This is a genomic window from Mycobacterium sp., assembly GCF_050701675.1.
In the GTDB taxonomy this organism is placed as follows: domain Bacteria; phylum Actinomycetota; class Actinomycetes; order Mycobacteriales; family Mycobacteriaceae; genus Mycobacterium.
This window is the reverse complement of sequence record NZ_JBOGDD010000638.1, coordinates 1-8,213: the sequence shown is the minus strand read 5'-3', so window position 1 is coordinate 8,213 and position 8,213 is coordinate 1. Positions and strand designations below refer to the sequence as shown.

Annotated in this window: 10 protein-coding genes; 1 reads left to right on the top strand and 9 read right to left on the bottom strand. The window is 66.5% G+C overall.

The annotated features are described in order from the left end of the window. Window positions 1–57: 57 nt before the first annotated feature. From ACRDUX_RS19635 to ACRDUX_RS19620, 4 genes are read right to left on the bottom strand one after another with little or no spacing between them, the layout of a single operon-like run. The gene (locus ACRDUX_RS19635; protein ID WP_526415689.1) at window positions 58–1,086 is read right to left on the bottom strand and encodes an ABC transporter permease; all 1,029 of its coding nucleotides are present in this window, start codon (window positions 1,084–1,086) and stop codon (window positions 58–60) included. A gap of 58 nt (window positions 1,087–1,144) precedes the next feature. Next, window positions 1,145–2,263: a substrate-binding domain-containing protein gene (locus ACRDUX_RS19630; protein ID WP_526415688.1), complete on the bottom strand. Its 1,119-nt coding sequence runs from the start codon at window positions 2,261–2,263 to the stop codon at window positions 1,145–1,147. Continuing rightward, window positions 2,260–2,697, bottom strand: coding sequence for a MaoC/PaaZ C-terminal domain-containing protein (locus ACRDUX_RS19625; protein ID WP_526415687.1), 438 nt, complete (start codon window positions 2,695–2,697; stop codon window positions 2,260–2,262). The genes ACRDUX_RS19630 and ACRDUX_RS19625 overlap by 4 nt, the downstream gene beginning before the upstream one ends. Then, a complete protein-coding gene (locus ACRDUX_RS19620) occupies window positions 2,694–3,494 on the bottom strand; it encodes an IclR family transcriptional regulator (RefSeq protein WP_526415686.1) in 801 nt (266 codons plus the stop codon). The genes ACRDUX_RS19625 and ACRDUX_RS19620 overlap by 4 nt, the downstream gene beginning before the upstream one ends. A 182-nt stretch (window positions 3,495–3,676) precedes the next feature. On the opposite strand from ACRDUX_RS19620, the gene ACRDUX_RS19615 reads away from it, so the two are divergent. Further along, window positions 3,677–4,672 (top strand): glycerate kinase, encoded by a 996-nt coding sequence (locus tag ACRDUX_RS19615; RefSeq protein WP_526415685.1) that lies wholly within the window; start codon window positions 3,677–3,679, stop codon window positions 4,670–4,672. A gap of 29 nt (window positions 4,673–4,701) precedes the next feature. Here the strand turns inward: ACRDUX_RS19615 and ACRDUX_RS19610 are convergent, their stop codons facing one another. The 5 genes from ACRDUX_RS19610 to ACRDUX_RS19590 all read right to left on the bottom strand — a co-directional run. Continuing rightward, entirely contained in the window at window positions 4,702–5,217 is a 516-nt protein-coding gene (locus ACRDUX_RS19610) for an amidohydrolase family protein (RefSeq protein ID WP_526415684.1), read from the bottom strand. Window positions 5,218–5,224: 7 nt separating this feature from the next. Continuing rightward, window positions 5,225–6,010 carry a glucosamine-6-phosphate deaminase gene (gene nagB, locus ACRDUX_RS19605; protein ID WP_526415683.1) on the bottom strand — a complete coding sequence of 262 codons (786 nt, stop codon included), beginning with the start codon at window positions 6,008–6,010 and terminating at the stop codon, window positions 5,225–5,227. Beyond that, window positions 6,011–6,712: an N-acetylmannosamine-6-phosphate 2-epimerase gene (locus tag ACRDUX_RS19600; protein WP_526415682.1), complete on the bottom strand. Its 702-nt coding sequence runs from the start codon at window positions 6,710–6,712 to the stop codon at window positions 6,011–6,013. It abuts the gene before it with no gap. 15 nt (window positions 6,713–6,727) lie between these two features. Then, window positions 6,728–7,693 (bottom strand): ROK family protein, encoded by a 966-nt coding sequence (locus ACRDUX_RS19595; protein WP_526415681.1) that lies wholly within the window; start codon window positions 7,691–7,693, stop codon window positions 6,728–6,730. Beyond that, on the bottom strand, window positions 7,675–8,213 hold a 539-nt coding region (locus ACRDUX_RS19590; RefSeq protein WP_526415680.1), incomplete at its 5' end, for a dihydrodipicolinate synthase family protein. The genes ACRDUX_RS19595 and ACRDUX_RS19590, both read right to left, overlap by 19 nt.

Sequence of the window (8,213 nt, the reverse complement as noted above, 5' to 3'; positions counted from 1 at the left end):
GCTTGGAGATGCCGCGGGCTTCGAGCATGGCGGTGCGTGGCGGTGCTGCGGCCAGACTCATTCTCCCGGCTCCCCTCGCGTGACCCTGTCGAGCACGACCGCGGCGACGACGACGGCTCCGGTGACGATCTGCTGCCAGTAGAAGGGCACGTTCATCAACGTCAGCCCGTTGCCGAGAACCGCGATCACGAGGGCGCCCAAGAAGGTGCCTGCCAGTCGGCCGCGGCCACCGAAGAGGCTGGTGCCACCGACGACAACGGCGGCGATCACGTCGAGCTCGAACCCGACGCTGCCCGCGGGTTGTCCCGAAGACAGCTTGGCGGTCAGGATCAGCGAGGCTATCCCGGCACACAGTCCAGCGAAGATGAAGGCGAACAACAGGACTCGAGAGACCCGGATGCCCGAGAGCCTGGCGGCGTCGCGGTTGCCGCCGACGGCGTAGATCCGCCGGCCGATCTTGAGCCGGTGCAGGATCACGTAACCCACGGCGAAGGTGGCGGCCATGATGATGACCGGAATCGGCACGGGGCCGACCTTGCCCAACCCGATCTGGGTGAACGAGGTGTTCTTGATCGAGATCGGGTAGCTGTTGGTGATCAGCAGGGCGATGCCGCGCAGTGCCGTCAGAGTGGCCAGTGTCGCAATGAATGCCGGCACTTTGGCCATGGTGACCAGCAGACCATTGAGCAGTCCACATCCGGTACCCACCACCAGGCTGACGATGACGGCGACGACCGCGGACATCCCTGCTCCGAGGGTGGCGTGCTGTAGGTAGAGCGCGGCCACGCTACCGGTCAGGGCGACCACCGAACCGACCGAGAGGTCGATGCCGGCCACCAGGATGACCACGGTCGCTCCGACGGCCGCGACGGCGGTGATCGAAACCTGTTGCAGGACATTGGTGAGGTTGCCTGCGGTGGTGAACTGCGGTGCCTGGATCGCGAAGAACCCGGCCAGCAGGACCAGTGCGACGACTGGCCCGAGCTGAGCGAGTTGCTTGATGTTGCGGTTGTCCAGGATCCGTCCACGTGCCGGCGGTGGCTGGGCGGGGCCGGTTGGTTTCGGCCGGGTCGAGGTGGTGGTCATGGGTACTCCTAAGACCGATGCGTCGTGTTGGTGGCGTCGCAGTGATGGGTGGGTGCGGTCAGAACGCCGGGGTGGCGTTTCCGGCGTCGATGGTCGCCTTGGTCACGAGATCCTCGGGAAGAACCTTGTACTGCGGCACCGGCTTGCCCCGCAGGTACTGGACGGCCTCGTCGACGACGATCCCTGCGGTCGGCTTGTGGATGACCGTCGCGAGCGCCTGGCCGTTCTTGATGGCGGTGAACATGTCTGTCTCGCCGTCCATTCCGACGACGTCCACGCCCTTGCGCCCGGCGGATTGCAGCGCGGACAGACCGCCCAGTGCGGCTTCGTCGTTGGCGCCGACGATCAGATTGACGTTGGGGTTGGCCGACAGCATGTTCTGCGCGGCCTTCTCCGAGTCGCCGCGGCGATAGTTGCCGGGCTGGTTGGCAACGATGTTGAAGGTGCACGCCCGCAACAGGGGCAGCGAGAAGGCGTTGATGCGGGCGTCGCTGGAAGCGTCGCCTGGGATGCCGGAGATGATGGCGACGTTGACGTCGGGCCTGCCCTTGTAGTGGTCGGCCACCCATTCGCCGAGCATCTTGCCCTCGGTGGCGTAGGGGGCCAGCACCTGCGACGCCGGTTTGACGCCGAGCATGCCCTTCTGGCTGAAGAAGTAGGGGACCTTGGCAGTCTCGGCCTGGGAGAGAACGGCGTCGAGTCCCTCGGTGTTGGCCGGCATCATCATCAGGGCGTCGGTGCCCTGGGCGATCGCGGTCTGGATGTCGTTGAACTGCTGGTTGACGTCGTCGTTGGCGCTGACGACGTTGATCTTGACACCGTTGCGCTGGGCGGCTTCCTCGGCGAGTTGCTTCTGCTTCACCAGGAATGGGTGGCTCAGGCCCTCGATGGAGAAGGTGATGGTGAGCGGGTCGTTCTCGCCCTTCGGGTTGGGGTTGGTGTTGGTGCCCTTGTCGGAGTTCTCGGAGGCGATGCCGTAGAGGTTGCTCGCGAGGGTCTGTTGGGCCTTGGCGATCGCATCGTGGTTCTTCGTGCACCCGCCGTCGTCGATCGCGACGTTGGTCGCCGAGGATGCCGAGGGATCGGCGTTGTTGTTGACGCTGCTGCTACAGGCCGACATGGCGATGGCGGTGGCGGCGCAGACCAACGTCGGAAGGACCTTGCGGATGGTGCTCATCGGTGCTCTCCTTTGGGAAAGGCGACGACGGCCGTTCCGCTGATCAACTTCGTCCGTGTCTCGTCGTCGAGGACGGTGGTGGTGAAGGTGGCCCGACGGGACACCAGGTTCAAGTCCGTGCAGGTGGCGCTGGCGGTGATGGTGGCTCCGACAAATGCGGGAGCCAACAGATCGATCGCATATTTGGTGGAAACCCCGCCCGGTGCAACGAGTTTCGTCAGGGCGGTCTGGATGAATCCGCCGACGAGGAGTCCGTGGGCCACGGGCCGGGTGAATCGGGTTTGCTGTGCGTACTCGGCGTCTTCGTGAATCGGGTTGTGGTCCCCGGTCATCACGGCGTAGGCGGCGATCATCTCGGCGTCGATCGTCGCGCTGTGCGACGCGGTGGCACCGATGGTGATCTGGTCGACCGTGCGCACCGTCTGGGCGGTCATTGTGCGGCCCGGTCGTCGGTGCGTGCCTCGGGATCGCTGCGGCGTGCCAGCTCTGCGCTGATCTGCTCGGCGGTGGAGGACACGAGGTCGGCCAACCGGCCGCGCAGATCGTCCTCACTGACCCGGAAGATCGGTCCGCCGACGCACACGGACGCGACCACGTTGCCTGCGGCGTCCAGCACGGGCGCCGCCACTGACCGGACGCCGAGTTCGCGCTCCTCGAGGTTCAGCGCGTATCCCTCGCGTCGGACGTCGTACATCGTTTCGTGCAGGTCGGCCGTCGAGGTGATGGTGGCTGGGGTGTAGCGGGGGAGTTCGAGTTGGTCGATGATGCGTTCGCCGACGCCGGGAGGCAGGAACGCCAGGATGACCTTTCCCTGACTGGTGGCGTGCAGTGGAACCTGTTGTCCCCGTTCGCCGTACATCTGAACTGAGTGCGATGACGTCATGACGACAAGGTAGGTCAGCTGCAAGCCTTCTCGGACGGAGAGGAACACCGTCTCGGAGGCCTCGTCGCGCAGCCGGGCCAGCAAGGGGCGGCTGATGTCGTTGAGGGTGGCGTGGTCGACGCCGTCGCCGGCGAGGACCCGGAGCTGAGGGCCTGGCACGTACTTGCCGGATTCATTCTGTACGGCGAAGCCCCTGTCGCACAGTACCTTCAACAGCCGGTGAGCGGTCGGCGCGGTCACGTCGACCCTTCGGGCGATCTCGCCGGCGGTGGATCCGCGCGGATGGACGGACACCTCGGTGAGGATGTCGAGCACCCGGTAGGCACTCTGCGCTCCTGGGATCTCCATAATGTGGGCTCCAGCTCCATAATGTGGATATGTGACTCAGACCATAGGACGCTCCGGCGCGGACGTCAACACCCAATGGCGGGGCCTTCCACGGCCGAGTGTTTGACAGGCCGATTTCAGCCGTGTGACTCTGCCCCGATGCGAAGCTCAATGGCCGCCGCGTTCGCGGCTGGAGACCGGACGTGACCGCCGTGGCGACCGTCGTGGTGGCGCCGGACTCCTTCAAGGGCACGATGTCCGCCGCCGTCGTGGCCGATGCCTTGGCTGCCGGTGTGCGCGACGCCGGCGGGAGTCCGGTGATCGCCGCGCTCGCGGACGGTGGCGAAGGAACCGCCGATGTGTTACGTAAAGTCTTGAATGCCAATACTATTTCGATTCCGACGGCTGGTCCCTTGGGTCAGCCTATCGACGGATCGTTTCTCCTATCCGGCGACGGCCGCACTGCGGTGGTGGAGACCGCGACGGCGAGCGGGCTGCACATGAGTTCACCGACGCCAGGCAATGCCGAGGCCGCGACCACCTACGGCACCGGCGTGCTGATCGCTGCCGCCGCGGCAACGGGTGCGTCGGACATCTGGGTCGGTGTGGGTGGAAGCGCCAGCACCGACGGAGGCCGAGGAGCGCTTCGGGCCATCGCCGATGCCGGTGGGCTCGGCGATGCGAGACTGACCGTCTTGTGCGACGTGTCATCCCCCTACCTTGATGCGGCGCGAGTGTTCGGGCCGCAGAAGGGCGCCGACGCTGACACGGTTCAGCGTCTCGAACAGGCGCTCAACGAGTTTGCGCAACAACTCCCCAGGGACCCACGCGAGATACCGCGGACGGGTGCGGCCGGTGGGCTATCTGGCGCGTTGTGGGCGACTCACGGCGCGCAATTGGTCTCGGGGATTGACCACGTGCTCGACATCGTGGGGTTCGACGACCTTCTCCGCGGAGCGGATGCCGTCATCACGGGTGAAGGGCGGCTCGATGGACAAACCGCTCAAGGCAAGGTCATCTCCGGCGTCACTGCACGGGCGGTGCGACAAGAGACCCCCGTGTGGGCAGTGGTCGGACGGTGCGACGTCAGCACCGAGGAACTCCACGACCTACACATCGACGAGGTCATCGAAGCGGGGAATCCAGTGACGATCCGGGCGGCCGCGCGGGCTCTGACAATGGCTGCGTTTCGTCACTAGTGGTCGCGGTCATCGCCCCGTGCACCAGTTCAGATCGCGAGCATCTCCCACGATCCTCGTCGCAGCACTCCCGCGACGAGGAGATCGGCGTCGATGATGGCCTTGATCTCCACTGGGTCCGGGTCGCGCATCAACGACGGTAGGTGCGCGCCGCACCGCCGGGTGGAAAGCCAGGGACCCTCCAGATGAATCCCGTCGACCAGGCCGGCGCGGACGTGCTCTGCCAATTCCCTTACCTGGTGCAGCAGCTCGGCGGGAGCGGCGCAGACGAGCGAGGCGATCAGTGTGGTGGTGCCGTGTTGGCGGTGCAACGCCACGGCGGCGGCGGTTTCCGTGGTCGAGGCGGCCGAGAAGTTTGCCCCTCCACCACCGTGCAGATGTGTGTCGACGAAGCCCGGCACCACCGTTACGTCGCCGAGATCGCGATCCGCGGGCCGGGGCCCAAGGCCGGCACCGACCGCAGACACCAGACCCTCGGATACCTCGATCCACCCGGGCCGCAACAGTTCCCGGCCAGTGATTACGGTGTGTGCGGTCAACAACATGTGGCGTCTAGACGCTCTGCCACTCGGGTTTGCAGCGGTACGTCTCACGGTAGTAGTCGATGAGCTGAAGCCGGCCGGCCGCGTGTTCGTCGAGCAGCACCGTCACATGCGGGTGCTGCTGGAGAGCGGTCGCCGGCCACAGTGCGCTGAGCGCTCCCTCGACGAGGTGATGCACGGCTTCAGCCTTGCTGTGGCCTGTTGCCACCAGGATCAGGTGCCGGGCCGCCATGATGGTCGCCAACCCCTGAGTCAGGCAGTGTGTGGGCACGGCTTCCAGGTCACCGCCGAAGAAGCGGGCGTTGTCGAGCCGGGTTTGTTTCGTCAACGTTTTGATCCGGGTGCGGGATGCCAGGGAGGACCCCGGCTCGTTGAACGCGACGTGCCCGTCGGTGCCGATCCCGAGTATCTGAATGTCGATACCGCCCGCCTGCCGGATCGCAGCCTCGTAAGCCTCGCAGGAGGCCGGGATGTCGGCGGCCAGACCATCGGGGCCGCGGACGGCACTGTCGACGAAGTCGACCCGGGACGCGAACACTGTGTTGATGACGTTCCAGTACCGCTCTGGGTGGTCGGCGGGCAGACCGACGTACTCGTCGAGGGTGAAACCGCGTGCCTGCGCGAAGGAGATCAGTCCGGCGTCGAAGCGCGCGGCCAGTTCGTCGTAGATCGCCATTGGTGACGAGCCGGTCGCAAGGCCCAGAACGGCGGCCGGTTTGCGACGGAGTAGAGCGCCGATCGCGTCGGCGGCGACGGTGCCGATTTGCTTGGCATCCTTCAGAATGACGACTTCCATCTACTCGTGCCCGACGAAGAGTTCAGCACCGCTGATGGCAGCTTTGAACCATCCTGTGATGGTGGTGGGGTGGGTGATTGCCGTGCCGACGACGACGGCGTGCGCACCGGCGCGCAGGGCTGCGGCCGCCTGTGCTGGGGTATGGAATCTGCCCTCGGCGACGACCGGCACATCCCGGACGTGGTCGACGATCTGGGCGAGTAATTCGAGGTCGGGGCCGTCGGTCCTGGGGCGTTCCCCGGTGTACCCCGCGAGGGTGGTGCCGATGAGATCTGCCCCGGCGTCCCGGGCGGCGATAGCGTCGTCCAGGGATCCGCAGTCGGCCATGACCACTGTTGGTTTGTCTTGTCGCAGTTGATGGATGGTCGCAGCGACGGTGAGCCCGTCAGGACGTGGTCTGCGCGTGCCGTCGAGCGCGACGATGTCTGCGCCGGCATCACGCACCGCACGCGCATGTCGAAGCGTCGGAGTGATGAAGACGCCCTCGTGTCCGTCCTTCCACAGCCCGATCAGAGGCACTTCAGTACGTCCCTTGATGAAGGAGATGTCCGAAAGCCCTTGGGCGCGGATGGCGACGGCGCCGCCGGCAACGACTGCTTCTGCCATCTGGGCCATGGTTTCGGGGTGGCGTAGGGGCTCGCCCGGGTATGCCTGGCACGAGACCACTAGGCCGTTGCGTAGCGCGGTGATCAATTCGTCCATGGTTCTCCTCCGGTTCTAGGGTCGGGATTTACCGAACAGCGCAGCGGCACCGAGGATCGCGGCTTGGGCACCGCGACTGGCCCGCACAATCGGACAGTCGGCTGCAGCGGCGATGGTCTCCTGACGGGCGGCACGCTCGAGTGCGTCCCACCACAATGGTCCGGCCTGTGCGAGGCCTCCGGTGACGACGACGACATCGGGGTCGAGCATGTTGATCCAGCCGCCGACGGCCCGTCCAAGAGCCCAGGCGGCAACCCGGACGCAGTCGCTGGCGAGATCGTCTCCGGACGCCGCAGTGTCGATGATCTGACGCGTGTCATCGGCGTCTCCGCCGCGGCGGCGGTAGTGGGCCAGCAGACCGGTTCCGGACGCGACGGTTTCGAGATGGCCGCGTCCTCCACAGGCGCAGGGCAGGCCCTCGGCTTCGGGTGCCGGGACGTGGCCCAAGTGTCCGGCGACGTTTCGCGCACCGCTCATCGGATGACCGTCGATGACGAGAGCGCCACCGAGACCGGTGCCGACGGCGACGACCAAGACGACGGCTTTGCCGTGGCCGGCGCCATGGAGTGCCTCACCGAGTGCGTGGGCGTGCACGTCATTGATGGCCCGGGTCGGCAGCCCGGTGGCCACCGAGACTGAGTCAGCCAGCGGAGTGCCGGCCCACGCCCGCAGGTGGTCGGTCGCAGCGAGGACTCTCCCGGTCTGCGGGTCGATCACTCCGGCCGAGCCGATCCCGATCCCCTCGGGCGCGGACAGGCCTCGCTCGGCGGCCTGGCGTCTGATTCGGGTGGTGAGGTCGACGACGGCGCCGATGATGGCACTCGGACCCTCTAGCGCAGGGGTGGGTGCCGACAGTTCGATGAGCACCTGACCGTCCGAGGCGACGAGCCCCGCGGCGGTCTTGGTGCCGCCGAGGTCCACCCCGATGAAGGTGCTACGGGGCGTCGGGTCGGAATGACGTGTCAAGGGCGCGGACCGCACCGGTCCAGGATGCGCTTGATCGCGTCGACGTCGGCGCCGGTGAGGGCGTCGAACGGCTCGGGAACCTGGTTGCTGCTGATCACTCCCTGGAGCACGAGAGCGGTCTTGAACGCGCCGACGCCTGCGCCCCATCCGGTCATGCCGCGGGGAGCGAGGCAGATCTCCATCAGCGACGCGAGGCGGTCCTGCTCCGTACGGGCTGCGGCCCAATCACCGTCTTGGCAGGCCCGATGCAGGCGCACATAGCCCGCGGGATCGACATTGCCCAGGCCTGGAACGCAGCCGTGGGCCCCGGCGAGATACGCACCGTCGACGACGAACTCGTGACCGGTGAACAACACCAGCGGTTCTCCGGCCAGTCGGTTCTTCAACACCAATCGACGGAACGAGACGTCGTCATTCGAGGAGTCCTTGACTCCGGCGATGGCGCCGCTGCTTCCGAGCTCGACGAGGAGGTCGGGATCGAGCTTGGTGTGGACGCAAACGGGAATGTCGTACGCGTAGACAGGAACCTCGGCCG